General features: G+C 35.5%; 27 protein-coding genes. 19 read left to right on the forward strand and 8 right to left on the reverse strand.

What is annotated here, in order from left to right; translation table 11 throughout:
* Positions 1-77: 77 nt before the first annotated feature.
* The 3 genes from N0B16_RS04030 to N0B16_RS04040 all read right to left on the reverse strand — a co-directional run bounded on the left by N0B16_RS04030 (position 78) and on the right by N0B16_RS04040 (position 1,538).
* A complete protein-coding gene (locus N0B16_RS04030; RefSeq protein WP_262989444.1) occupies positions 78-638 on the reverse strand; it encodes a helix-turn-helix domain-containing protein in 561 nt (186 codons plus the stop codon).
* Positions 635-1,030, reverse strand: a complete 396-nt coding sequence (locus N0B16_RS04035; RefSeq protein WP_262989445.1) for an acyl-CoA thioesterase — start codon at positions 1,028-1,030, stop codon at positions 635-637. Before N0B16_RS04035 ends, N0B16_RS04030 begins: the two co-directional genes overlap by 4 nt.
* Positions 1,031-1,124: 94 nt before the next feature.
* The gene (locus tag N0B16_RS04040; RefSeq protein WP_262989446.1) at positions 1,125-1,538 is read right to left on the reverse strand and encodes a DUF6157 family protein; all 414 of its coding nucleotides are present in this window, start codon (positions 1,536-1,538) and stop codon (positions 1,125-1,127) included.
* A gap of 279 nt (positions 1,539-1,817) precedes the next feature.
* Here N0B16_RS04040 and rbp point away from each other — a divergent pair, with 279 nt between their 5' ends.
* Entirely contained in the window at positions 1,818-2,201 is a 384-nt protein-coding gene (gene rbp / locus N0B16_RS04045) for an RNA-binding regulator (protein ID WP_262989447.1), read from the forward strand.
* 62 nt (positions 2,202-2,263) lie between these two features.
* Here the strand turns inward: rbp and N0B16_RS04050 are convergent, their stop codons facing one another.
* Together N0B16_RS04050 and N0B16_RS04055 are read right to left on the reverse strand one after the other, a co-directional pair.
* On the reverse strand, positions 2,264-2,722 hold the full coding sequence (locus tag N0B16_RS04050) for a BlaI/MecI/CopY family transcriptional regulator (protein ID WP_262989448.1): 459 nt from the start codon (positions 2,720-2,722) through the stop codon (positions 2,264-2,266).
* A gap of 8 nt (positions 2,723-2,730) precedes the next feature.
* Positions 2,731-3,336, reverse strand: a complete 606-nt coding sequence (locus N0B16_RS04055; RefSeq protein ID WP_262989449.1) for a phosphatase PAP2 family protein — start codon at positions 3,334-3,336, stop codon at positions 2,731-2,733.
* A 125-nt stretch (positions 3,337-3,461) separates the two neighbouring features.
* Here N0B16_RS04055 and pdhA point away from each other — a divergent pair, with 125 nt between their 5' ends.
* The 3 genes from pdhA (at position 3,462) to N0B16_RS04070 (ending at position 6,873) form a co-directional block, all read left to right on the forward strand.
* A complete protein-coding gene (pdhA, locus tag N0B16_RS04060; RefSeq protein WP_262989450.1) occupies positions 3,462-4,463 on the forward strand; it encodes a pyruvate dehydrogenase (acetyl-transferring) E1 component subunit alpha in 1,002 nt (333 codons plus the stop codon).
* Positions 4,464-4,544: 81 nt separating this feature from the next.
* Entirely contained in the window at positions 4,545-6,158 is a 1,614-nt protein-coding gene (locus N0B16_RS04065) for a dihydrolipoamide acetyltransferase family protein (protein WP_262989451.1), read from the forward strand.
* Between the two features lie 154 nt (positions 6,159-6,312).
* On the forward strand, positions 6,313-6,873 hold the full coding sequence (locus N0B16_RS04070) for a sugar O-acetyltransferase (protein WP_262989452.1): 561 nt from the start codon (positions 6,313-6,315) through the stop codon (positions 6,871-6,873).
* A gap of 55 nt (positions 6,874-6,928) precedes the next feature.
* Here N0B16_RS04070 and fsa read toward each other — a convergent pair whose 3' ends face one another.
* Positions 6,929-7,582 carry a fructose-6-phosphate aldolase gene (gene fsa, locus N0B16_RS04075; protein WP_262989453.1) on the reverse strand — a complete coding sequence of 218 codons (654 nt, stop codon included), beginning with the start codon at positions 7,580-7,582 and terminating at the stop codon, positions 6,929-6,931.
* 134 nt (positions 7,583-7,716) lie between these two features.
* Here fsa and N0B16_RS04080 point away from each other — a divergent pair, with 134 nt between their 5' ends.
* The 11 genes from N0B16_RS04080 (at position 7,717) to N0B16_RS04130 (ending at position 18,526) form a co-directional block, all read left to right on the forward strand.
* Entirely contained in the window at positions 7,717-8,208 is a 492-nt protein-coding gene (locus tag N0B16_RS04080; RefSeq protein WP_262989454.1) for a YdeI/OmpD-associated family protein, read from the forward strand.
* An 18-nt stretch (positions 8,209-8,226) separates the two neighbouring features.
* Positions 8,227-8,922: a dipeptidase PepE gene (gene pepE / locus N0B16_RS04085; RefSeq protein ID WP_262989455.1), complete on the forward strand. Its 696-nt coding sequence runs from the start codon at positions 8,227-8,229 to the stop codon at positions 8,920-8,922.
* A gap of 23 nt (positions 8,923-8,945) precedes the next feature.
* Positions 8,946-10,319, forward strand: coding sequence for a D-alanyl-D-alanine carboxypeptidase/D-alanyl-D-alanine endopeptidase (gene dacB / locus N0B16_RS04090; RefSeq protein WP_262989456.1), 1,374 nt, complete (start codon positions 8,946-8,948; stop codon positions 10,317-10,319).
* A gap of 59 nt (positions 10,320-10,378) precedes the next feature.
* Complete coding sequence (locus tag N0B16_RS04095; RefSeq protein ID WP_262989457.1) at positions 10,379-11,479, forward strand: sensor histidine kinase; 1,101 nt, start codon at positions 10,379-10,381, stop codon at positions 11,477-11,479.
* Positions 11,480-11,555: 76 nt separating this feature from the next.
* Positions 11,556-12,224, forward strand: coding sequence for an ABC transporter ATP-binding protein (locus N0B16_RS04100; protein ID WP_262989458.1), 669 nt, complete (start codon positions 11,556-11,558; stop codon positions 12,222-12,224).
* 10 nt (positions 12,225-12,234) lie between these two features.
* Positions 12,235-12,810, forward strand: coding sequence for a murein L,D-transpeptidase catalytic domain-containing protein (locus tag N0B16_RS04105; RefSeq protein WP_262989459.1), 576 nt, complete (start codon positions 12,235-12,237; stop codon positions 12,808-12,810).
* 20 nt (positions 12,811-12,830) lie between these two features.
* Positions 12,831-13,508, forward strand: coding sequence for a RadC family protein (gene radC / locus N0B16_RS04110; RefSeq protein ID WP_262989460.1), 678 nt, complete (start codon positions 12,831-12,833; stop codon positions 13,506-13,508).
* Positions 13,505-14,368, forward strand: coding sequence for a hypothetical protein (locus N0B16_RS04115; protein ID WP_262989461.1), 864 nt, complete (start codon positions 13,505-13,507; stop codon positions 14,366-14,368). The genes radC and N0B16_RS04115 overlap by 4 nt, the downstream gene beginning before the upstream one ends.
* Positions 14,369-14,472: 104 nt before the next feature.
* Positions 14,473-14,985, forward strand: a complete 513-nt coding sequence (locus N0B16_RS04120) for a DUF7935 family protein (protein ID WP_262989462.1) — start codon at positions 14,473-14,475, stop codon at positions 14,983-14,985.
* Positions 14,986-15,008: 23 nt separating this feature from the next.
* Positions 15,009-15,620 carry an inorganic pyrophosphatase gene (locus tag N0B16_RS04125; protein WP_262989463.1) on the forward strand — a complete coding sequence of 204 codons (612 nt, stop codon included), beginning with the start codon at positions 15,009-15,011 and terminating at the stop codon, positions 15,618-15,620.
* Positions 15,621-15,790: 170 nt separating this feature from the next.
* Positions 15,791-18,526, forward strand: a complete 2,736-nt coding sequence (locus N0B16_RS04130) for a sodium-translocating pyrophosphatase (RefSeq protein WP_262989464.1) — start codon at positions 15,791-15,793, stop codon at positions 18,524-18,526.
* 66 nt (positions 18,527-18,592) lie between these two features.
* On the opposite strand, the gene N0B16_RS04135 is transcribed toward N0B16_RS04130, so the two are convergent.
* Complete coding sequence (locus tag N0B16_RS04135; protein ID WP_262989465.1) at positions 18,593-19,732, reverse strand: aminotransferase class I/II-fold pyridoxal phosphate-dependent enzyme; 1,140 nt, start codon at positions 19,730-19,732, stop codon at positions 18,593-18,595.
* An 81-nt stretch (positions 19,733-19,813) separates the two neighbouring features.
* Here N0B16_RS04135 and N0B16_RS04140 point away from each other — a divergent pair, with 81 nt between their 5' ends.
* Genes N0B16_RS04140 through N0B16_RS04150 form a run of 3 tightly spaced genes read left to right on the forward strand, consistent with a single transcriptional unit; the run spans position 19,814 to position 21,728 of the window.
* Positions 19,814-20,869, forward strand: coding sequence for a M28 family metallopeptidase (locus N0B16_RS04140; protein WP_262989466.1), 1,056 nt, complete (start codon positions 19,814-19,816; stop codon positions 20,867-20,869).
* 53 nt (positions 20,870-20,922) lie between these two features.
* On the forward strand, positions 20,923-21,363 hold the full coding sequence (locus tag N0B16_RS04145) for a GNAT family N-acetyltransferase (RefSeq protein ID WP_262989467.1): 441 nt from the start codon (positions 20,923-20,925) through the stop codon (positions 21,361-21,363).
* Positions 21,360-21,728 carry a VOC family protein gene (locus tag N0B16_RS04150; protein ID WP_262989468.1) on the forward strand — a complete coding sequence of 123 codons (369 nt, stop codon included), beginning with the start codon at positions 21,360-21,362 and terminating at the stop codon, positions 21,726-21,728. Before N0B16_RS04145 ends, N0B16_RS04150 begins: the two co-directional genes overlap by 4 nt.
* Positions 21,729-22,062: 334 nt before the next feature.
* Here N0B16_RS04150 and N0B16_RS04155 read toward each other — a convergent pair whose 3' ends face one another.
* Positions 22,063-22,659, reverse strand: a complete 597-nt coding sequence (locus N0B16_RS04155) for an isochorismatase family protein (RefSeq protein ID WP_368407540.1) — start codon at positions 22,657-22,659, stop codon at positions 22,063-22,065.
* 117 nt (positions 22,660-22,776) lie between these two features.
* Between N0B16_RS04155 and N0B16_RS04160 the strand changes: the two genes are divergently transcribed.
* A complete protein-coding gene (locus N0B16_RS04160) occupies positions 22,777-23,109 on the forward strand; it encodes a winged helix-turn-helix transcriptional regulator (protein ID WP_262989469.1) in 333 nt (110 codons plus the stop codon).
* The last annotated feature ends 2 nt before the right edge of the window (positions 23,110-23,111 follow it).

Consider the following 23,111-nt stretch of genomic DNA (forward strand, 5'->3'; position numbering starts at 1 on the left):
ATTTTGTTTGAGTTTTTTAAAGGGGGCGTTGAAGCGTATTGGAGTTTGAAATTGATGATATTAAAACCCTAAAATCTTCAAACAAGATCTAAGGGTTTTCTGATGTGAATTTTCAGTTTTTTAAATTCAGTAGGAGTGAAGCCCGTACTGTTCCGGAATTGTGATGATAAATGCTGAACACTTTTGTAGCCTAATTTTCCTGCAATTTCGGTTAAAGTAAATTCATTATACAAAAGAAGCTCTTTTACTTTTTCAATTTTTTGAAGGATAAAGAACTGTTCTAATGTGGTGTTTTCGTTTTGTGAAAATGCTTTTGAAAGCGCACTGTATTCTTTGTGAAGCTTTGCGCTTAAAAATTCAGACAGAATGAAATTCTCATCAACATCAAGATCGCTGATTTTTATTATAATCAGGTTTTTAATTTTTTCAATGAGTTGATGTGCAGAATCTTTTATTCTTTCAAACCCTGTTTCCAACAATTTTTTTTCAATGGAATGTAAATCTTCTTCCGAAATTTCAAATTCAGTTTCCACTTCGCCAAGGCTGAGTGATTTAATTTTGATCTTAAACTCGTTAAAAATACTTTCTACGGCGGTAATACATCTTCCGCAAACCATATTTTTGATGAAAATTTTCATAATTGACTGTTAAGTCTGTCTTTTACAAATTCTACCTGGGTTTTCCCGTGAGGAACCGGGTTTCCGTTTTCATCCAAATTCACCATTACAATCTTATCAACTGTAATGATGGTTTGGTGGGTCATTTTATTTCTTACATCGCATTTTAAAGTGAGCGAAGTAGAACCAAAAGCAGAAACTTCGATTCCGATCTCGATGATATCTCCCTGTTTTGCAGAACTTACAAAATTAATCTCGGAAATAAATTTGGTGACTACTTTTTTGTTTTCCAGTTGGATAACAGCATATAATGCGGCTTCCTCATCAATCCATTGCAACAGTTTTCCTCCGAACAGGGATTGATTTGGATTTAGATCTTCAGGTTTTACCCATTTTCTGGTATGATAATTCATTGTTTTAAAATTTCAGGACAAATTTAACCTTAAAATGCAGGATGATCAAGGGAATATGATTTTCAAATCTGAACCGCTCGATTTATTTTCTCAATCACATTCTTTTCGACCGCATGGCTTTTACTTTTTGTATTGAATTGTCTTTAATGAAATTTTGATATTCAATACTTTCAACAGGATAAATGGCAATCTTTCCTTTTTCATTATGGTGAATACCGAAACCGTATCTTTTTGCTAACGGCGATGAACGTAAACAAGGTTGGCCTTTTGAGAAAAAAGTCTCCCTTGTTTCACCTTTTTTTTGCTCAGGTATTGCATTTTTTATACAATACCATTCAAATAGAATGTCATCTGATGTGTATTGATAAGGATTTTCAATAATTTTCTCAAATTGTAACTGTGCGGTTGTTTTTTCTTTTTTTTCCGGCGGAATCTGTGCTTTGTCAACCGGGCAGTCTTCTGAAATTTCGATGAATGTATTGATATAATTGGTCGTGTGAGTTTTCATGATAATTGACTAATTTCTATCTGCAATTTAAAAATATTTCTTTAAAATAAATATATTATTTGCTGTTAATATGTGTTATAAGTAATTGATTTACATGTTTTTATGCTCTTGTTAGCTGATGAGTTTTATATTATGTTAAAATAATTATAAAAATGTTTTGATTTGTACATTTTAATTGTATCTTGCAAGCGTTTATATTTGGAATCAATATTATGTTCATTATTATGTTGTTTTTCTTATATACCAAAATTTATATTAATTTTTAATTTTTTTTTTAAAATGAACATTTTTGTTTCAAACATCAATTACGCAACTAAAGAATATGAGTTGCACGATTTATTCGCAGAATTTGGCGATGTATCATCTGCTAAAATTGTTACAGACAGAGAAACTGGTCGTTCTAGAGGTTTCGGTTTCGTAGAAATGGGAGACGAAGAAGGAGCTCAAGCAATTGAGGCTCTTAACCAAAAAGAACTTAACGGTAAAATTCTTAACGTGTCTGAGGCTAAGCCAAGAGAAGAAAAACCAAGAAGAAGCTTTGATAATAACAGAAGCGGAGGTGGAAGTTATGGTAACAACCGTAGTGGTGGAGGTAACAGCGGTGGCGGTTACGGAAACAACAACAACCGTGGAGGTAACGGAGGCGGCGGAAGTCGTTGGTAAAAAACAGAAGCGGCTTTTAGCCGCTTTTTTTATGTCTTCGTTTTAAAGTAAAAAAAATAGTATTATTCTTTTTTCTTCTTCTTTTTTCTGCCTTTCCCTTTTTTCGGGTTCAAAATTTCTTCAGCATATTCTAACTTCGGCTTTTTAACTTTTTTTGGCTTGGTATTGATAGGAACATCAAAATATGTTTTTATGTCATCCTGAGAGATTAAACTTTCTTTCAGTAAGAATGCGGCCAATTCTCTTCCGGATTGATTAAAAAACTGCTCACAAAGCTCGTTCAATAAAAATTTCTTGTATTCATCAATAGGAACTAAAACGGTATACTTAAAAATTCTGCCCTCTCTTATTGTGGACAGATATCCTTTTTCCACTAAAATTTTTAAGTAGGTAGATACAGTATTCTGATGGGGTTTTGGCTCAGTGTGTTTTTCCATGACGTCTTTTAAATAAAAAGACTGAAGCGTCCAGAAAAGTTTCATCAGATTTTCTTCAGCTGAAGTAAGATGGCTTATTTTCATAACAATTCTTAATGTTGTTGAAGTTGCATATCGCAATAAAGATAAATAAAAGAAATCATAAAGGCGATTCCTGCCCCCATAAATACTTCTTTTACCGTATGTCTTTTAAGGATGATTCTCGTTAAACCTACCAAGGCAGCTACTGCAAGCCAGATAAAACCCACCTTCATCTCAAATGCAAAAAACAACGCCGCCACAAATACATTGAAGGCAGTATGCATTGAGCTTTTGATATATAAATTGCTGATTTGCAATGCAAACAGAAGCACCAGAATAAAAAGCATCACAAAGTCTACCGCTCCGTTGCGGATATAATAGAAACCAAGATAAGATACGATGCAGATAGCTATAAAGATGTACAGGCTTTTCCGCTGTACCCGGTTTGAAACATCCATATTGGTATAGCGGCCGGTTTTTACATTCCATATTATCCAAAATATTACGGGAAGGATCGTAATTAAAAGGATAGGTAAAAAGCGGTTAACAGATTCTTCAAAAGAGTATTTCTGAATGCTCAGATACACGAAATAAATAAATAAGGAAACCAAAGGATTAAAAAAATCTGAAATGATTCTTGAAGCAGCATATAAAAACGAAGTGTTTTTTTCTTCCATAGATAAGTTTGTGATGTAAATATAACACTATAACCAAAAAAACAATTGATATCTATACCATAAAAACAAAGTTTTTTTATAATTTTGCTTCACTATTTCATCATAAATAAGCAAGAAGCTAACACATGAAAGAATTTTCTAAAGAGGTGTACCTTAAATGGTATGAAGATATGACCATGTGGAGAAGGTTTGAAGACAAATGCCGTTCTCTATATCTAAAACAAAAAATCAGAGGTTTTTTACATTTGTACAACGGTCAGGAAGCAATTCCGGCTGGTTTTACGCATGCAATGGATTTAAGTAAGGACAGTATGATCACAGCATACAGATGTCATATCCATCCAATGGCGATGGGAGTAGACCCGAAGAGAATCATGGCAGAACTTTGCGGTAAAGCAACCGGAACTTCGGGCGGAATGGGCGGTTCTATGCACATTTTCAGTAAAGAACACCGTTTTTACGGAGGTCATGGTATTGTTGGAGGTCAGATTCCATTAGGAGCAGGTATTGCTTTTGCAGACAAGTTTTTTGACAGAAAAGCCGTGAATATCTGTTTCTTCGGAGACGGTGCCGCAAGACAGGGCTCGCTTCATGAAACATTCAATATGGCGATGAACTGGAAGCTTCCGGTAGTATTTGTGGTTGAAAACAATCAGTACGCAATGGGAACTTCTGTGAAAAGAACTGCCAATCACGAAGATATTTATAAATTAGGATTAGGATACGAAATGCCTTGTCTTGCAATCGATGCGATGGATCCTGAAAAAGTGGCAGAAGCTGCTTACGAAGCGATTGAGCGAGCAAGAAGAGGAGACGGGCCTACTTTCATTGAAGCAAGAACTTACCGTTTCAGAGGTCACTCGATGTCTGATGCAGAGCCGTACAGATCTAAAGATGAAGTTGCGATTCATAAAAAAGATGATCCTATTGAGTTGATCAAAGCGAGAATCTTAGAGAATAATTGGGCAACAGAAGAAGAGCTCGAAGCAACTGACAATAAATCAAGAGATTTTGTGGAAGAATGCATTGAATTTATGGAAAATTCTCCGTACCCAACTGCAGATAAAGTATATGAATATGTATACTCTCAGGAAAACTATCCTTTCTTAGATCAATTAGAAAATTAAAAATAACAATTCATTTGAAATTTGAAATTTGAATTTCCGAAATATCAAATCTTAAATCTCAGATCTCAATCAATATAAATTATGGCAGAAGTAATTACAATGCCACGTCTTTCCGATACGATGACGGAAGGTAAAGTGGCAAAATGGCATAAAAAAGTAGGCGATAAAGTAAAAGAAGGCGATATATTAGCTGAAATTGAAACCGATAAAGCAGTTCAGGATTTCGAATCTGAAATAGAAGGAACACTTCTATATGTAGGAGTTGAAGAAGGTTCTGCGGCTGAAGTAGATTCTGTATTGGCAATTATCGGTAATGAAGGTGAAGATATATCTGCTTTAAAAGGAGGGAATGCTCCTAAAGCCGAAAATACTTCTGAAGATAAAAAACAGGAAGAACCACAAACTGAAAATGAATCAGCTCAGGCTGAGCAAGCTTCATCAGAAGTTCCTTCCGGCGTTGAAGTGATTACCATGCCTCGTCTTTCTGATACAATGACGGAAGGTAAAGTCGCGAAATGGCATAAAAATGTAGGAGATCCTGTAAAAGAAGGTGATCTTCTTGCAGAGATCGAAACCGATAAAGCCGTTCAGGATTTTGAATCCGAATTCAACGGTGTTCTTTTAAAGCAAGGAGTTGGAGAAGGTGAAGCTGCACCTGTAGATTCTGTATTGGCCATGATTGGCCCGGAAGGAACGGATGTTTCTGCTATCGGAAATGCAAAGCCTGCATCACAGCCAACAGAAAAACCTGCTGAAGAAAAATCTGAGACAAAAACATTAGAAAAACCGGTTGCGCAAGCTGAAAACTCTTCTACCGACAGAGTGGCAATTTCTCCTTTAGCTAAAAAAATGGCTGAGGAAAAAGGCGTTGACATTAACAGTCTTCAGGGATCAGGAGAAAATGGAAGAATTGTTAAAAAAGATATCGAAAATTATCAGCCTTCTGCAAAAACCGCTGAATCTGCTCCTTCCGAAAAAACACCTGCAGCTCAGGTTGCATTGAGTTTTGTACAGGGAGAAGATACGGAAACGCCGAATTCTCAGGTTAGAAATATCATTGCCAAACGACTTGCCGAAAGTAAATTTACTGCACCGCATTATTATCTTATGGTGGAAATCAACATGGATAAAGCGATTGTGGCAAGAAAAGAAATCAATACATTACCCGATACTAAAATTTCCTTTAATGACATGATTATTAAGGCAACTGCAGTGGCTTTAAGAAAACATCCACAGGTGAATTCCAGCTGGGCAGGAGATAAAATTATTCACAGAGGAAACATCAATGTTGGAGTAGCGGTTGCGATTCCTGACGGACTTGTGGTTCCGGTGCTGAAGAATACAGATCAGATGAATTATACCCAGATTTCTGCTGCTGTGAAAGACATGGCCGGAAGAGCAAAATCAAAAGGCCTTAAAGCAAACGAAATGGAAGGTTCTACATTCTCTATCTCAAATTTAGGAATGTTTGGAATTGAAACCTTTACAAGTATTATTAATCAGCCCAATTCTGCCATTCTCTCGGTAGGTGCGATTATTGAAAAACCAATTGTAAAAGACGGGCAAATCGTTGTTGGAAATATAATGAAGCTTTCATTGGCATGCGACCACAGAGTGGTAGACGGTGCTACCGGAGCTCAGTTCCTACAGACTTTAAAAACCTATTTAGAAAACCCTTTAACGTTGTTACTGTAAGTTTTCTGAATTGAATAAATAAACCTCTCTTTTCGGGAGGTTTTTTTATGAGTAAAAGTCAAACGTTAATTATATAAATTTAAAAACTTAAATTCCAGTATTGTAATTCTCGAAAGAGTATAATGAAATCTAAAATATACCACAATCTAAAAATATGACCGAAAAAGAAAAATGCCAAAACGGGCTTTTATACGATGCTAACTTCGATCCCGAACTGTTGAGTGAAAGGATGATGTGCAAAGATTTATGTCTGGAATACAATCAGCTCAAAAATTCAGATATCGAGAAAAGAAAAGATTTAATTAAAAAAATCATTAAAAATTCTAAGGAAAATCTGATTATTGAACCTAATTTCTGGTGTGATTACGGATATAATATTGAGCTGGGTGAAAATTTTTATGCAAATCATAATCTTATTATTTTAGATTGTGCAACAGTGAAATTCGGTGACCATGTTTTTATTGGCCCTAATTGCAGTTTTTATACAGCAGGACATCCGCTAGATGTTGAACAGAGAAATGCAGGTTTAGAATATGCGCATCCGATAAATGTCGGAAACAATGTATGGTTCGGTGGGAATGTGGTGGTTTTACCCGGAATTTCCATTGGGAATAATTCGGTAATCGGAGCGGGGAGTGTCGTCACGAAAAATATTCCTGACAATGTTGTAGCCGTTGGAAATCCTTGTATGGTTGTAAAAAATATTAAAAACTAAAGATTTACGGCGCGGAAACAAAGTTTCCGCGCCGTAAATTTTATGAGATTCATTTTTATGCTAATTTCTGAGAATCTGCAACAAACTGAGCCAAACCACTTTCGGTTAAAGGGTGTTTCAATAAGCTCAAAATTGGAGGAAGCGGAGACGTAATAACATCGGCACCAATTTTTGCGCAGTCGATAATATGCATTGAGTGACGGATAGAAGCTGCAAGAATTTCTGTTTCGTACATATAATTGTCAAAAATCAACCTGATTTCCTGAATGAGATTAAGCCCGTCCGTAGAAATATCATCCAGTCTGCCTAAAAATGGAGAAACATACGTTGCCCCTGCTTTTGCAGCCAGAAGAGCCTGTCCTGCAGAGAAAATCAAAGTACAGTTGGTCTTGATCCCTTTATCAGAAAAATATTTTAATGCTTTGATCCCGTCTTTAATCATCGGTATTTTCACTACGATATTCGGATGAATGGCAGCCAATTCGTCACCTTCCTTAATCATTTCTTCATATGTTGTAGAAAGTACCTCAGCAGAAATGTCTCCGTCTACAATGTCGCAGATGGCTTTATAATGGTTTTTGATCGCTTCATCTCCCCGAATTCCTTCTTTTGCCATTAATGAGGGATTAGTGGTGACTCCATCAAGAATTCCAAGATCCTTTGCTTCTTTAATTTGCTGTAGATTAGCAGTGTCAATAAAAAATTTCATTTTTGTTTGATTAGATTTAATAACCGCAAAGATAACGATTACTTTGTAATTGTGAATGGAGATCCGCATATGAATTCTCCTCAAATAGGTTCATCCATGTACTTATAAAGCCTAAAAAATGTAACTTTGTTATTATGAAAGAAAATCGTTTCAAGGCCCGGCTTGAGATTATCGGAATTAATCCTTTCGTTTTTTTACCTGAAAAAACGCTGAACGATATCTTTGAGAAATCAGGGAAAAATAAGAGTCCGATACCTGTAAAAGGGTTTGTCAATGATCAGCCATTCAGGCAAAATCTGATGAAATATCTTGGAGAATGGAGACTATACATTAATATGAAAATGTTAAAAGATTCACCAAAAAGAATTGGTGAAATTCTTGATCTTTCAGTAGAATATGATGATGCTGAAAGAAATATTTCCATTCATCCGGATTTGGATAAAGCAATAAAAGAAAATCCGGAAGCGTTAAAGAATTTTAAAAAGCTGGTTCCTTCAAGGAGAAATGAGCTTATCCGATATATCAGTAACCTCAAAACTGACTTGGGCACCCAAAAAAATATTGAAAAAATAATACATCATTTAAAAGGTGAAACAGATTTTTTCGGGAAGAAAATAAATAAATAATTTACGTATAACTGAATAATGAATATTATACTAGCTTCAACATCGACGCTTTTTGGCGGACAATATTTAGCATATTTAAAAGATGAATTGGTTGAATTATATAAGGGAATTGATGAAATAATTTTTATCCCGTTTGCAAGACCCGGTGGAATTTCTCATGCAGAATATACTCAAAAAGCAGCTTTGTTTTTTGAAACGGTCAATATAAAAGTAAAAGGATTACATGAATTCGAAGATAAAGCTCAAGCCATAGAAAATGCAAAAGGATATTTTACAGGAGGCGGAAATACATTTTTATTGGTTAAAACACTACACGAAGAAAATCTGATGTCTGTTTTAAAACAAAATATAGAAAATGGAAAACCGTATCTAGGATGTAGTGCAGGAAGCAATATCGGTGGGCAGAATATGAAAACCACCAATGATATGCCGATTGTATATCCGCCGAGTTTTGATTGTATGGGTTTGGTGCCTTTTAATATTAATCCGCATTATTTGGATCCCAATCCAGATTTAAAACACAACGGGGAAACCAGAGAAACCAGGATTAAAGAATTTTTAACTCAAAATGACACGAAAGTGATCGGTCTTCGTGAAGGCAGCTGGATTAGAAGAATTGGCGATAAAATTACCGTAGAAGGAAGCGAATTGACCAGGATTTTTGAAAAAGGAAAAGAGCCTTACGAAGTAGAAGCAGGAAGTACGCTTTCTTAAATTATCTTTTTTATTAAACTAAAATGAAAAAAACATTTGCCATACTTGCATTTTCATCACAAATTATTTTTGCCCAGAATATTGCCCAGAAATTAGATGAAGCAGCTAAAAACCTGATGAATTCTCCCGCTGCAATATCATCCACTCTTTCAATGTATGTCGCAGATGAAAATGGAAATTTGATTTACGAATACCAGGGAAATAAAGGTCTTTCTACCGCTTCAACACAAAAAATATTCACCGCAGCGGCAGCGTTGGAAACATTAGGCAAAAATTACACCTATACTACAACTTCAAGCTATTCCGGGACAGTTTCCGGAGGCATTTTAAATGGAAATCTCTTTATTACTTCCAACGGAGATCCCACTTTGGGGAGCTGGCGTTACGAAAATTATAAACCTGAAAATTTTAAGCAAAAATTATTGGATGCCCTTAAGAAATCAGGGATTACAAAAATTTCCGGTGATTTGATTATTGATGATTCCTATTTTGATCATCAGACGATTCCCGGAGGTTGGCCATGGGATGATTTGGGAAATTATTACGGAGCCGGAGTATGGGGAATAAACTGGCGTGAAAATCAGTTTGACGTCAATATCAGCGGAACAGAATTTAAAAGTTTTTCTTATCCTCTGGAAGGCGTACAATGGTTAAGTGACCTAAAAGCGGCAGGAAATTCTGATCAGAGCCTGATTTTTACAGCTCCATATTCTGACGTTGCTTTAATCAACGGAAGCTTACCTTCCGGAAAAGTGACCACCGTTTCAGGTTCTGTACCGAATCCACCATTACAGTTGGGTGTTGAAGTTCAAAAATGGCTGTCAGAATCCGGTATTGGTTTTTCAGGTAAAGTGATTACCAGTTCCCATATTGAATTGGAAGGGAAAAAAGCGTTGAATATCTCGGATAATAAAAATATTTTAACCTATCAATCTCCGACTTTAGATAAAATAGTGTATTGGTTTTTAAGAAAAAGCATCAACTTATACGGAGAAACTTTCATCAAAACATTAGGAAAAGAGAAAAATGGAAATCCAAGTTTCAAAAGCGGAGTCGAATTTTTAAGAGCATTCTGGAAATCAAAAGGAATTAATCAGAATATGATCAATTTTGCCGATGGAAGCGGGCTTTCGCCACAAAATTACGTTTCCGCGAAAGCAGAAGTTCAAGCATTGCTGTATGCTAAAAAGCAGGCTTGGTTTGAAACTTTTTATGAAGGTTTCCCCACGCAGGATAATGCTATGAAAATGAAAAGCGGAACCATGAGAGACACAAAATCGTACGCAGGATATCATACTTCGAAAGACGGAAAAAAATATGTATTTTCTGCCATCATCAATAATTATGAAGGGAGCGGAAGCACAGAATTACAGAAGATTTTAAATGTTTTAAAGTAAATAAATTGAAAAAAAGATCCATATTTTCCAGATTCAACAATTGGTTTATCTTTTCACTGATGACTTTAGTTGTTGTTGCAATCGTTATTGCATCAACATTGGTAGTCAATTATTTAAGAAAGGAAGAAGTAAAAAGAGTTGATATTTTAGTCAAAGCAATAAAGTTTCAGCAGGATGTTACTCCCAGTCTTGAAGTTCAGGAGCTACTTCTTACCATATACAGCTCAAATACCACTATTCCTGTCATTATTTTAGATGAACATAATCAAATTATTGAATATAAACATTTGTCTAAGGAAGTTGGAGATAATTCGTATGATATTGTTGAGTTAGCAAAAAAAATGGGGAAAAAATATCCTCCTATAGAAATCAAAGTTCAAAGTGGAAATAATCAGTTTGTATACTATGACAATTCTAGAATGCTAAATAATTTACAATATTTTCCTTTTTTGTTGGGTTTCTTCGTATTATGTTACTTTTTATTCTCATTCTGGTTTCTAAGAACCGTTAAAAAAACGGATGAAGGCTATCTTTGGGCAGGATTGGCGAAAGAAACAGCACACCAAATCGGAACCCCCCTCTCTTCAATGATGGGCTGGATGGAAATTATGAAACTTGAAAATCCTGATTCCGATGGGGTGCACGAAATTGAAAAAGACATCGAACGATTACGGACTATCTCTGAACGGTTTTCCAAAATCGGTTCTGTCCCCGAATTGAATGACACCGATTTTAACGAAACCATCCGCGAAAATTATGATTATCTGAAAACAAGGATCTCCGGGAAAATTAATTTCACATTACACCTTCCAACTTATTCGATTTTAGTACCGCACAACAGGATTCTGATGAGCTGGGTGATTGAGAACTTAATTAAAAATGCTGTGGATGCCATGAAAGGGCAGGGTACATTGCAGATGTCTGTTTTTGAAAGAAATAAAAATATATTGGTTGAAGTAAAAGATAACGGCAGCGGAATGACAAAGTATCAGGCGCAAAATGCTTTTAAACCTGGTTATTCTACTAAAAAAAGAGGTTGGGGATTAGGTCTGTCACTTGCCAAAAGAGTCGTGCAGGAATATCATAACGGAGATATTAAAATTTCACAGACCGAGATCGGAAAAGGCACAACATTTAGAATTATCATCAGAAAACCGTAAGTATTGTGCTTATAATAATCTAAAATATACACCGTAAAAAATCTGAGTTTTAAAATCAAATCACTATTTTTGAAGCATGATTAAAGCAAGTAATATTCATAAATCGTATGGAAATCTGGAAGTTTTAAAAGGGGTGAATCTTCACATCAAAGCTGGAGAAGTGATCTCAATTGTCGGTGAATCCGGTGCGGGAAAATCTACCCTTTTACAGATTTTAGGCACTTTGGATACGCCAACACAGCCTAAAAACTATAATACAGAAATTACTTTGGCGGGCGAATCGTTCATTAATATGAATGACAAGCAAATCTCAAAATTCAGAAACCAGAATATCGGTTTTGTGTTTCAGTTTCACCAGCTGCTTCCGGAATTTACAGCTTTGGAAAATGTTCTTATTCCTACGAAAATTGCCGGTGCCAACGAAAAAGAGGCCATTGAAAAAGCATATGCGCTGTTCGAAGATCTGAAGATTGAGCAGAGGCTTCATCATAAACCCAATCAGCTCTCCGGTGGCGAAGCACAGCGAGTTGCCGTGGCAAGAGCGTTGATCAATTCCCCTAAAATCATTTATGCCGATGAGCCGACCGGAAATCTGGATTCTAAAAATGCGGATGACCTTCACAGGCTTTTCTTTGATTTAAGAGATAAATACAATCAGACTTTCGTTATTGTTACCCACAATCCGAATTTAGCGGAGATCACAGATCGTAAACTGGTGATGAAAGATGGAATGATCATCGAATAAATATTTGCAGATGATGAAACCACTTTTTTTCTTTTTATTTTTTCTTTTTTCCTGTTCTAAAATGACTTCGCAGGAAAACACCGCTGTTTTACCTGTATCAAAGGTTTCTGAAATTAAAAATTTTTTAAAAAATAAAAACTATAACCAGGATCTTGCGATTTTTATCAATTTTAAAGCATATTCCGGTCATTACCGTTATTTTGTATATGATCTCAAAAACAACAGGATTTTGCAGAAAGCCATTGTCGCTCATGGCGAAGGATCGGTAATTGCCAGCTCCAATATATTGAGATTCAGCAATATTGATGGTTCTCATCAGTCATCATTGGGAAAATATGAAATCCGGGAAAGCTATATGGGGAAATTTGGTAAAGCATACCGTTTGCAGGGTCTGGATTCTTCCAACAGCAATGCAATGTCACGGGCAATCGTTCTTCACTCATATCCTTGCATTACAGATCAAGAATCGGAATTTTCTGCATGTTTAAGTTTTGGCTGTCCCATGCTTTCGGCTAATGCTTTCAGGCAGACTGCAAAATATATAGATATTTCAAAGCAGCCAATAATTTTATATGCGTTTTATTAATCTGTAATTTATTATTTAAAATGTCTATAAAATTTTTAGCAGAAGACGACAGGCCCAGAGAAAAGTTTTTACTGAAAGGTAAAAATTCGCTTTCGGATTCAGAATTGTTGGCCATCATTATGGGAAGTGGGAGCAAAGACGAAACAGCGGTAGAATTGGCCAGGAAAATTTTAGCTTCTGTAAATCACAGCTGGAATCAGCTGAGCTTGTTGACCGTTAAAGATTTGACAAAATTTAAAGGAGTTGGAGAAGTAAAAGCAATATCCATTGCTACAGCGTTAGAAATAGGAAAAAGAAGGGCAAACCAGGAAATTCCTGAGAAACCTCAGATTTCCGGCAGTAGAGATGCGTATGATATTTTAAAATTTCACCTTTCAGATCTGAGAACAGAAGAATTCTGGGCATTGTTTCTGAATCAGAGCAACAAAGTGATTCATATTGCACAATTAACGCAAGGTGGGATCAATCAATCTATTGTAGATATCAGAATACTTTTTAAAACGGCTTTAGAGCATTTTTCAACCGGAATTATAATTTCTCACAATCATCCTTCCGGAAATCTTAAACCCAGTAAAGAAGATATCGATATTACTAAAAAAATAAAAGAAGCAGGAGCTCTTTTAAATATTCAGCTTTTAGATCACCTGATTATTACTCAGAATTCATATATAAGTTTTGCAGACGAAGGAATATTATGATCAGAAGACTGAAATATAGGGACATCGATTTTGAGAAATATACAAACTGTGTAGAGCAGTCTGAACAGAAGAACGTATATGCCCGGAAAGAAATTTTAGACCATCTTTCTGAGCATTGGGAATTGTTGGTATATGAAGATTATCAAGCGGTAATGCCGGTTCCGGTTAAAAAAAAATTAAGAATCAGTTTCGTTTTTATGCCTCTTTTTTGTCAGCAGCTGGGCATTTTCTCCGGTAAAGATAATGTACAGATTAACGATCTTTTTTTGAAATATCTGAAACGCAATTTTATAATTTTTAATTATGCATTCAATCATATAAACACTTTTTCAGATGATATTCAAACCCGAAAAAATTATGTGATCCCGGTCTGTGCTTATCAGGATTTAAGAAAGCATTATTTTAAAGGTAGAAAATCTACTGTCAAATGCGCTCAGCAATTAGATTATAAAGAATTAATACTAAATGAAGAGCTGATTACATTTATTGAAAATAACTTTAAAGGGCTTTCTAAAGAAGCAGATTATAAAAAATTTAAAGAATATATCTATTTTCTTGATAAAGAAAAAAAAATTAGATTTTGCGGAGCATTTTTGGATCAAAAGCTGATCAATCTTGCTGTTCTCATCGCAGATAACGATCAATTATATTTACTCGGATTGATCAATAAAAAAAAATATAAAGAACAGAACGGACCTTCATTTTTAATTGACATGATTCTTAAAAATAATATCCATGAGAGTTCCTTTAATTTTATGGGAAGCAACATTCGCGGGATTGAAGTTTTTTTTAAAAGTTTCGGTGCGGTTCTTCAGCCTTACCAGTTTGTTGAAAATAACATTCTTAAAAAGTTTCTTTAAAGCTTCTGAGAATATTAGTATTATAATGAAATCATCCCATATTCAATGACTAAGATTTCAAGCTTTAAATTCAGAAAATATTAGTAATTTTGCAACCTCAATTTATGATCAATTTTTCAGAATATCTGCCGTATGCATTCGCTTTACTCATCGCAATTCCATTTTTGGTTTTGCTGAGACAGTTTGTATATACGTACATCAAATTAAAAAATCAGGAAATCAAATTGCTTTCCGTAAAATCCAATTCAGAAAACAAAACCCATTCTTATGAAAGGATGACCCTTTTTCTGGAAAGGATAAAACCTTCAAACCTGATTCTGAAATTTGATAAAGATTTGGCGGCACATGAATTTGTCTTTTTAACTGAAAAAACAATTAACGAAGAATTTGATTATAATTCTTCTCAGCAGCTTTATATCACCAAAAACTCTTGGCAGAATATTGTAGATTCTAAAAATGCCATCATCGACATGCTTCATAAAACGTATGAAAGTTTAAACAACAATTCTGATCTTGACGATTTTAAAACCGTCTTTATTATGAATTATATGAATGATACAGATTTTATAGGAGCAACCATTGAGGATTTAAGAAGAGAGATTATCCTTTTAGCATAACATAAAAAAAAATAATATAAATAATGATTCCAAATTTTAAAGCACATCCGTGGCATGGGATTTCTGCAGGAGAAGATGCGCCAAATGTTGTTAATGTTTTCGTAGAAATAGTTCCTTCAGATACCATAAAATACGAAATTGATAAACAGACAGGATATTTAAAGGTAGACAGGCCTCAAAAATTCTCAAATATTATTCCTGCACTCTATGGTTTTGTTCCGAGAACGTATTGTAATGACGAAGTTATGAAGCTGGCGGTAGAAAGCGGCGCAGATGATGTTACGATGGGAGATCACGACCCTTTGGATATCTGCGTTTTAAGTTCACACAATATTCATTCCGGTGGTTTGTTGATGGAAGCCATTCCTATTGGCGGCTTTAAAATGATTGATGGTGGCGAAGCAGATGATAAAATCGTTGCTGTAATGGTAAGTGACCATGCGTTCGGACATTTCAGAGACATTACCGAGCTTCCTGAAGCGGAAATAAAAAGATTGATGCATTACTTCTTAACCTATAAAAATCTTCCGGATGAGCCTGCAAAATGCAGAATTCAGGAAGTTTACGGAGCAGATCATGCAAGAAAAGTAATTATAGCATCCCAAAATGATTACGCCAGTAAATTTGGAGGGTAATATTTCTAAAAATATAAACAGAAGAGCAAATAATCATTTGCTCTTTTTTTGTGTTTATATTACAATTCAGAACTCAAAAATACCACTTTATCATATTTATTATATTTTTTGAATTTATCATAAGAATTATTTATTATATTTAATAATCTATTACCAAAAAATATTAAACTATGAACTTATTTATGTTAGTGCCGATTTTTGGTGTCATCGCATTGCTCTACACATTTTTGCAAAGCAATTGGGTCACCAAACAAAATGCAGGCAATGAACGGATGAAAGTAATCAGCGGGCACATCGCTGACGGAGCCATGGCTTTTCTTAAAGCCGAATACAAAATTCTTACCTATTTTGTCGTCATTGTTGCCATACTTTTAGCAGTAATGGGAACCACCAATTCAAATTCTCACTGGAGCATCAGTATTGCATTTGTCATTGGTGCTGTGTTTTCGGCTCTTGCAGGATTTATCGGGATGAAAATTGCCACAAAAGCCAATGTAAGAACCGCAGAAGCGGCAAAAACTTCTCTTTCAAAAGCACTGAAAGTTTCTTTTGCAGGAGGTTCTGTAATGGGAATGGGAGTTGCCGGATTAGCCGTTTTAGGATTGGGATCATTGTATTTAATCATCAAACAGATTTTTGCTCCCGATGCACCGGTAGATTCTCATGAAATGGAAAGAACCATAGAAATCCTTACCGGGTTTTCTCTGGGTGCAGAATCTATCGCCTTATTTGCAAGAGTAGGAGGCGGAATATATACAAAAGCTGCCGATGTGGGAGCAGATTTGGTAGGGAAAGTAGAAGCGGGGATTCCTGAAGATGATCCCAGAAATCCTGCAACGATTGCTGATAACGTGGGAGATAATGTAGGAGATGTTGCCGGAATGGGCGCCGATTTGTTCGGGTCTTATGTGGCAACGGTTTTAGCAACGATGGTTCTGGGAAGAGAAACGATGTCCGATGATGCATTCGGAGGATTTGCTCCTATACTTTTACCCATGTTGATTGCAGGAACGGGAATCATTTTTTCGATGATAGGAACTTTATTTGTTAAAATAAATGACAATGAAGATTCATCCACTTCCAGCGTACAGAATGCGCTCAATCTTGGAAACTGGGGAAGTATTGTGATTACAGCAGTAGCTTCTTATTTTTTAGTGACCTATTTATTGCCTGAGAAAATGGTTTTAAGAGGCCACGAATTTACAAAAATGGGAGTTTTTGGAGCCATCATGGTCGGCTTAGTGGTGGGTACTTTAATGAGTATTATTACAGAATATTACACTGCAATGGGGAAAAGACCGGTTTCAAGCATTGTAAAACAGTCTTCAACAGGGCATGCTACAAACATTATTGGCGGACTTTCCGTCGGTATGGAATCAACATTTTTACCGATCATTGTTTTAGCAGGTGGTATCTACGGTTCTTATCTTTGCGCGGGATTGTACGGAGTTGCTATTGCTGCCGCAGGAATGATGGCAACAACCGCAATGCAGTTAGCCATTGATGCATTCGGACCGATTGCAGATAATGCAGGAGGTATTGCAGAAATGAGTGATCTGCCAAAAGAAGTGCGTGAAAAAACAGATATTCTGGATGCGGTAGGAAATACAACAGCAGCAACAGGAAAAGGTTTTGCCATCGCATCTGCAGCTTTAACGGCTTTAGCACTTTTTGCAGCATTTGTAGGAATCGCAGGGATTGACGGGATTGATATTTACAGAGCTGATGTACTTGCAGGGCTTTTTGTAGGTGGGATGATTCCGTTTATATTTTCTTCATTGGCCATTAAAGCGGTAGGACAGGCTGCCATGGCGATGGTAGAAGAGGTAAGAAGACAGTTCCGTGAAATTCCGGGTATTCTGGAAGGAAAAGCGGAACCTGAATACGAAAAATGTGTAGCCATTTCTACTGATGCTTCTATCAAAAAGATGATGCTACCCGGAGCAATTGCTATTATTTCACCGCTTTTAATTGGCTTTATTTTCGGTCCGGAAGTATTGGGCGGATTTTTAGCCGGTGCGACCGTTTGTGGTGTTTTAATGGGAATGTTCCAGAACAATGCGGGCGGAGCTTGGGATAATGCTAAAAAATCATTCGAAAAGGGTGCAAAAATTAATGGTGAAATTTATTATAAAGGTTCAGAGCCTCATAAAGCTTCGGTAACCGGTGATACGGTGGGAGATCCTTTTAAAGATACTTCGGGACCTTCGATGAATATTTTAATTAAGCTGATGTCTATCGTTTCGTTGGTGATTGCACCTACTTTAGCAGTTTTGCACAAAGATAAAATCGAAGCGGAAAGAAAAGCAAAAATTGAAAGCTTAACCGGAATGTCAGCAAGTCATTCTGCCAATCAAAATGTTGCTTCTGCAAATAATGTGATTGTTCCTGCAGCCATTATGGGCCAGCTGAATGAAAACGGAGACTTCGTCTACAACACCGGAAACATTCAGGAAGTCAAACTGAAAAACGGAAAAATAATTTCTTTAGGAGATCAGAGCCGTATTTTTATGCTGTATAATGACGTTAAAAATAACAATAAGAATCTTTTAGATCCTAATAATTGGTACACGATTGAAAATCTTTATTTTGAATCCGGCTCAAGTGATTTAAAGGCCGGTTCTGAAAATCAATTAACCAATTTAGTAGAAATATTAAATGCTTATCCTGGTTTAAAAATAAAACTTGGAGGTTATACAGATAATACAGGAAGTGAAGAGAGCAACCAGAAACTGTCAAATCTGAGAGCGCAGACCGTAAAACTTAAATTATTGGAGATGGGAATAGCCGGCGACCGGATAGAAGCTGAAGGCTACGGTTCTCAATATCCTGTTTGTGCAGCCAATGACACCGATGAATGTATGGCAAAAAACAGAAGAATCGATGTGAGAATTCTTTCACTATAGCAATTGAATGCATGTCAACAGAAAACACCACAATTTGTGGTGTTTTTTTATTATGAGACTTAAAAATTATAAATTTTTCTTTAAATATTCCAAAGCCTGGATAATAACATCATCGTTTTTAGCAAAGCTGAACCGAATATAATCAGAATCACCTTTTGAGGTATAAAATGCAGATAATGGCAAACATGAAACCTTTTTCTCAACGGTAAGCCATTTTGAAAATTCAACATCAGTCATTGTTTTAGAGAGACTTCTAAAATTTACCAGCTGAAAAAAACTCCCTTCAGCTTTTTGCTCAACCTCCAAAGGGGTGTCTTGTATAAGTGTATTAAAAATGTCTCTCTTTTTCTGCATAAGCTTTTGATTTTCAGAAGGATCAAAAACCTCCAGATATCTTGCAATCGCATATTGACAGGGCGCGTTTGAACTGTATGAAATATACTGCTGATAACGCCTGAAATCCTGTAGTAATTCTTCCGAAGCCAGAACATAGCTTACTTTCCATCCTGTCGCATGAAACATTTTGCCAAATGAGAAAATAGAAAATGTTCTTTTCTTTAGTTCGGGATGTAAAAATGCACTATAGTGTTGAATCTCATCATAACAGTAAATATCATAAATTTCTTCCGAGATCAGGTAAATTTCCTGATGTTTAATCAGCTGGTACAGCAAGTCCCATTCATAAGCCGACCATGTTTTTCCTGTCGGGTTTTGTGGTGAATTGATAATGATGGCTTTTGTTTTCACCGAAATTAAATTTTTGAGCTTTTCCCAGTTTATTGTAAAATCATTATCAAGATCATAATATACAGGAGTACCTCCATTCATCACTATAGAAGGAGCATAAGTATAGTAAGAGGGTTGAATAACGATCACTTCATCATTGGGCTCTAATACAGATTTCAATGATGTATATAAAGCAAATGTAGAACACGGTACGATATTGACTTCTTCTTTTTTGATAACAACTGAATGTTTTCTTTTTGCATTGAATTTCAAAATGTTATCGATCAGCAGAGGGCTTCCGGAAAGCGATTCATAGCTGTGACTGATGATGTCTGCAGATTCTTTTAGATAATATTTCAAACGGGGATCAATCTCAAAATCGGGCAGCCCGAGAGACAGATCAAAACTGTTGTGCCTTATTGCAAGTTCAGACATTTCAGTAAAAAAAGTAAAATCATTAAATCCGTAATTTTTTCCCATAGTATTTATCAAATATATAAAAAAATAGAATCTGATATGAATTTAAATTATTTTTATTATTTTTAAACAAATAATTTACGAATGAAAAAAATTTTGATACCTCTGTTTTCTATAGCTCTTCTTACAAGCTGCGGAACTTCAAAAGTAACAACAAATAACCAAGAAAAAGCAATAAGTTCACCTTCAGTTTCTACTAGAAATGACAAGGCTTTTCAATCTGCATATCAAAACATTACTGCTGAAGATTTAAAGAAAAATCTGTATATTATCGCATCAGATGAGATGGCTGGAAGAGACACGGGAAGCCCGGGTCAGAAGAAAGCAGGAGCCTATATGGTTAATTTTTACAAAAACCTGGGAATTTCTTATCCAAAAGTTTTGGGCTCTTATTATCAAAAAGTTCCTGCAGATTACATGCAAAAAAGAGGCGGCGGAAATTTACCGGATTCTGAAAATATTTTAGCGTTTATAGAAGGTTCTGAAAAACCTGAAGAAATCATTGTGATTTCTGCTCATTATGATCATGTGGGAACCAGAAACGGCGTAGTTTATAACGGAGCCGATGATGATGGCAGTGGAACAGTAGGTGTTATGGAAATCGCAAAAGCTTTTCAAAGTGCAAAAAAAGCAGGAAACGGTCCTAAGAGATCCATATTATTCTTGCATGTTACAGGAGAAGAGCATGGCCTTTTCGGTTCTGAATTTTACAGTGACAATCCTGTTTTCCCATTGGCTAATACCGTGGTAGATTTAAATATAGATATGATCGGCCGTGATGATCCTGAAAACCGAGGAAAGAATTATGTATACGTAATTGGTTCCGAAATGTTGAGTTCGGAATTGAAAGTGATCAATGAAGCCGCCAACAAAATGACCAACAACCTGGAGCTTAATTACAAATATGATGATCCCAATGATCCTGAAAGGTTATATTACAGATCAGACCACTATAATTTCGCTAAAAATAATATTCCGGTAGCGTTTTTCTTTGACGGCATTCATGAAGATTACCATAAACCTACCGATGATGTAGAAAAAATCAATTTTGTACTGTTGCAGAAAAGAGCTCAGCTTGTTTTTGCTACTGCATGGGAACTGGCCAACAGGAAAGAGAGAATTATAGTTGACAAAAAATAAACACTAAAAACCTATAAGTTGTTCTTGTAGGTTTTAAATTTATATCACCGAATATGATCATTCGCAAAGCTGAAACAGGAGACATTCCGCAGATACAGACCGTAAGAAATGCAGTAAAAGAAAATCGGTTATCAGATCCAAATTTAGTTACAGATCAGGATTGTAAAGAATTTCTTACGGTACGCGGACAAGGCTGGGTTTGCGAAATTAATCAGCAGATCGTAGGGTTTTCTATTGTAGATTTGAAAGAAAATAATATATGGGCGCTTTTTGTACATCCGGATTTTGAAAAGAAAGGAATTGGTAGAAGATTACATGACATCATGATGGATTGGTATTTTTCAAAAACCGCAGAAAAAGTTTGGCTCGGAACTGCTCCGGATACGCGAGCTGAACAATTTTACAGAAAATCCGGCTGGATAGAAGTCGGAAAGCATGGCAACGAAATCAAATTTGAAATGACCATTGATATCTGGAAAAAATTAAAACCATGAATCAGAATATAAAATCAATCCGTCCGTTTATCGGCACTAAAGATTTTGAAGTAAGCAGAGCATTTTACAGAGACCTCGGATTTGAGGAAGTGGTCCTCGAAAATAATTTTTCTGTATTTAAAATGCAGAATACGGCATTTTATCTTCAGGATTATTATGCTAAAGAATGGGTGGAAAACACCATGTTATTTATTGAAGTGGAAAATGTAGATGAGTTTTGGGAATATCTTTTATCATTGAATCTTGCTGAGAAATACGATAATATAAAGCTTTTACCTATTAAAACAATGGATTGGGGAAAAGAGTGTTTCCTGATTGACACTTCAGGAATTCTATGGCATTTCGGAATGTTTTTTACCAAGTAATCGTTTGCAAAATCCAGTCATAAAAGAATCCGCCCTTTAGAAGCGGATTCAGTAGATAGGGTCTCATTTTTTTTAATTAAACAACAACAAAAAGCACAGCCGACGATGCTGTGCTTAAATTTTTATAAATTTAATTGCCAGTTCAAATCTGAAAAAAGCAAAAATTGTGGTCACCTTTAATTGTATTACATTATAAATATAGGCATATTTTTTATATACTGTATGAATTTAATGTTATGATCTGAAAATTATTGAATTCAATGATAAAGATTTCATTAAACTTATAATTATTTGAATTAAAGTTATACCATTCACAATCTTTATTCAATATTATTTATTCTATTAACTGTTTTAGAATTTCATTATACATAATATCTTGTATTTTGCTTCCTGTTTCTGATGCCCAATCCATGGCTAATTCTGCCATTAATTGATTGGTGCTGGTAAGAACTACTCCTGCATTTTCCATTCTTCTCAACGCTGTTTCATCCGCAAGGGTAGTAGGAGAACCGCCTGCATCTACAACCACTTGTACTTCATAGCCATCTTCTACTGCACTCATGGCAGGATATACAATACAAACATCATTAGTAAGTCCTGCCATGATAAGACGTTTTTTGCCTGTCTTTTCTATTGCTTCCTTGAAAGGCTGATACAGCCATGCGTCTACAACTCCTGGTCTCCTTATCCTGTTCGCATAAGCAGTAGGAGCAATCTCTTGAATATCGGTAATAAGCAAACCCTGAAAATGATCTTCTTGGCTAGAAGTAAGTATGAGAGACATATCCGTCTCAATTGCTGTACGAGCCAATGCACGAGTATTCCGGATAATTTCTTCATGGTTAATGTTACGTGCTAGTTTAATAGTTCCAACTTGGTGATCTATTAAAAGCATCGCACTGTCATTTGTTGAAAATCTTTTTTTCTTCATAATTTGAATTTATAATTAATGATAGCACAAAATTGAATATAATATTCTACTTTTGAAATAAGTTTATCTTTTGTATATTAATATACTTTTGTATAACTCCTTATAAATAAACATATTATGAATGAAAATAAATTACAAATACAGCCAGTGATGGACGCTTTAGAAATAATAGGAGGAAAATGGAAATTTTCTATTTTGTTTAGTCTTTGTAGCGGAAAAAAAAGATTTAAAGATTTATTGCATGATATAGGAAGAATAACCCCTAAAATGTTAAGTTCAGAACTTAAACATTTAGAGTGCAATGGTTTAGTTTCCAGAACCGCAATTCCTACAGTTCCTGTAACCGTCGAATATGAAATGACAGAGTACGGCAAAACTTTAGAGCCTGTTCTACGTCATATTCAAGAATGGGGAAAAGCTCATAGACACAGGATTATCAATATTAAATGATA

It is taken from the genome of Chryseobacterium gilvum (genome assembly GCF_025628965.1).
Taxonomy (GTDB): domain Bacteria; phylum Bacteroidota; class Bacteroidia; order Flavobacteriales; family Weeksellaceae; genus Chryseobacterium; species Chryseobacterium gilvum.

Bases quoted from the DNA above. Each gene is read 5' to 3' on its own strand.
- N0B16_RS04030 (WP_262989444.1), bottom strand. From the start codon at position 638: ATGAAAATTTTCATCAAAAATATGGTTTGCGGAAGATGTATTACCGCC.
- N0B16_RS04035 (WP_262989445.1), bottom strand. From the start codon at position 1,030: ATGAATTATCATACCAGAAAATGGGTAAAACCTGAAGATCTAAATCCA.
- N0B16_RS04040 (WP_262989446.1), bottom strand. From the start codon at position 1,538: ATGAAAACTCACACGACCAATTATATCAATACATTCATCGAAATTTCA.
- rbp (WP_262989447.1), top strand. From the start codon at position 1,818: ATGAACATTTTTGTTTCAAACATCAATTACGCAACTAAAGAATATGAG.
- N0B16_RS04050 (WP_262989448.1), bottom strand. From the start codon at position 2,722: ATGAAAATAAGCCATCTTACTTCAGCTGAAGAAAATCTGATGAAACTT.
- N0B16_RS04055 (WP_262989449.1), bottom strand. From the start codon at position 3,336: ATGGAAGAAAAAAACACTTCGTTTTTATATGCTGCTTCAAGAATCATT.
- pdhA (WP_262989450.1), top strand. From the start codon at position 3,462: ATGAAAGAATTTTCTAAAGAGGTGTACCTTAAATGGTATGAAGATATG.
- N0B16_RS04065 (WP_262989451.1), top strand. From the start codon at position 4,545: ATGGCAGAAGTAATTACAATGCCACGTCTTTCCGATACGATGACGGAA.
- N0B16_RS04070 (WP_262989452.1), top strand. From the start codon at position 6,313: ATGACCGAAAAAGAAAAATGCCAAAACGGGCTTTTATACGATGCTAAC.
- fsa (WP_262989453.1), bottom strand. From the start codon at position 7,582: ATGAAATTTTTTATTGACACTGCTAATCTACAGCAAATTAAAGAAGCA.
- N0B16_RS04080 (WP_262989454.1), top strand. From the start codon at position 7,717: ATGAAAGAAAATCGTTTCAAGGCCCGGCTTGAGATTATCGGAATTAAT.
- pepE (WP_262989455.1), top strand. From the start codon at position 8,227: ATGAATATTATACTAGCTTCAACATCGACGCTTTTTGGCGGACAATAT.
- dacB (WP_262989456.1), top strand. From the start codon at position 8,946: ATGAAAAAAACATTTGCCATACTTGCATTTTCATCACAAATTATTTTT.
- N0B16_RS04095 (WP_262989457.1), top strand. From the start codon at position 10,379: ATGACTTTAGTTGTTGTTGCAATCGTTATTGCATCAACATTGGTAGTC.
- N0B16_RS04100 (WP_262989458.1), top strand. From the start codon at position 11,556: ATGATTAAAGCAAGTAATATTCATAAATCGTATGGAAATCTGGAAGTT.
- N0B16_RS04105 (WP_262989459.1), top strand. From the start codon at position 12,235: ATGATGAAACCACTTTTTTTCTTTTTATTTTTTCTTTTTTCCTGTTCT.
- radC (WP_262989460.1), top strand. From the start codon at position 12,831: ATGTCTATAAAATTTTTAGCAGAAGACGACAGGCCCAGAGAAAAGTTT.
- N0B16_RS04115 (WP_262989461.1), top strand. From the start codon at position 13,505: ATGATCAGAAGACTGAAATATAGGGACATCGATTTTGAGAAATATACA.
- N0B16_RS04120 (WP_262989462.1), top strand. From the start codon at position 14,473: ATGATCAATTTTTCAGAATATCTGCCGTATGCATTCGCTTTACTCATC.
- N0B16_RS04125 (WP_262989463.1), top strand. From the start codon at position 15,009: ATGATTCCAAATTTTAAAGCACATCCGTGGCATGGGATTTCTGCAGGA.
- N0B16_RS04130 (WP_262989464.1), top strand. From the start codon at position 15,791: ATGAACTTATTTATGTTAGTGCCGATTTTTGGTGTCATCGCATTGCTC.
- N0B16_RS04135 (WP_262989465.1), bottom strand. From the start codon at position 19,732: ATGGGAAAAAATTACGGATTTAATGATTTTACTTTTTTTACTGAAATG.
- N0B16_RS04140 (WP_262989466.1), top strand. From the start codon at position 19,814: ATGAAAAAAATTTTGATACCTCTGTTTTCTATAGCTCTTCTTACAAGC.
- N0B16_RS04145 (WP_262989467.1), top strand. From the start codon at position 20,923: ATGATCATTCGCAAAGCTGAAACAGGAGACATTCCGCAGATACAGACC.
- N0B16_RS04150 (WP_262989468.1), top strand. From the start codon at position 21,360: ATGAATCAGAATATAAAATCAATCCGTCCGTTTATCGGCACTAAAGAT.
- N0B16_RS04155 (WP_368407540.1), bottom strand. From the start codon at position 22,659: ATGAAGAAAAAAAGATTTTCAACAAATGACAGTGCGATGCTTTTAATA.
- N0B16_RS04160 (WP_262989469.1), top strand. From the start codon at position 22,777: ATGAATGAAAATAAATTACAAATACAGCCAGTGATGGACGCTTTAGAA.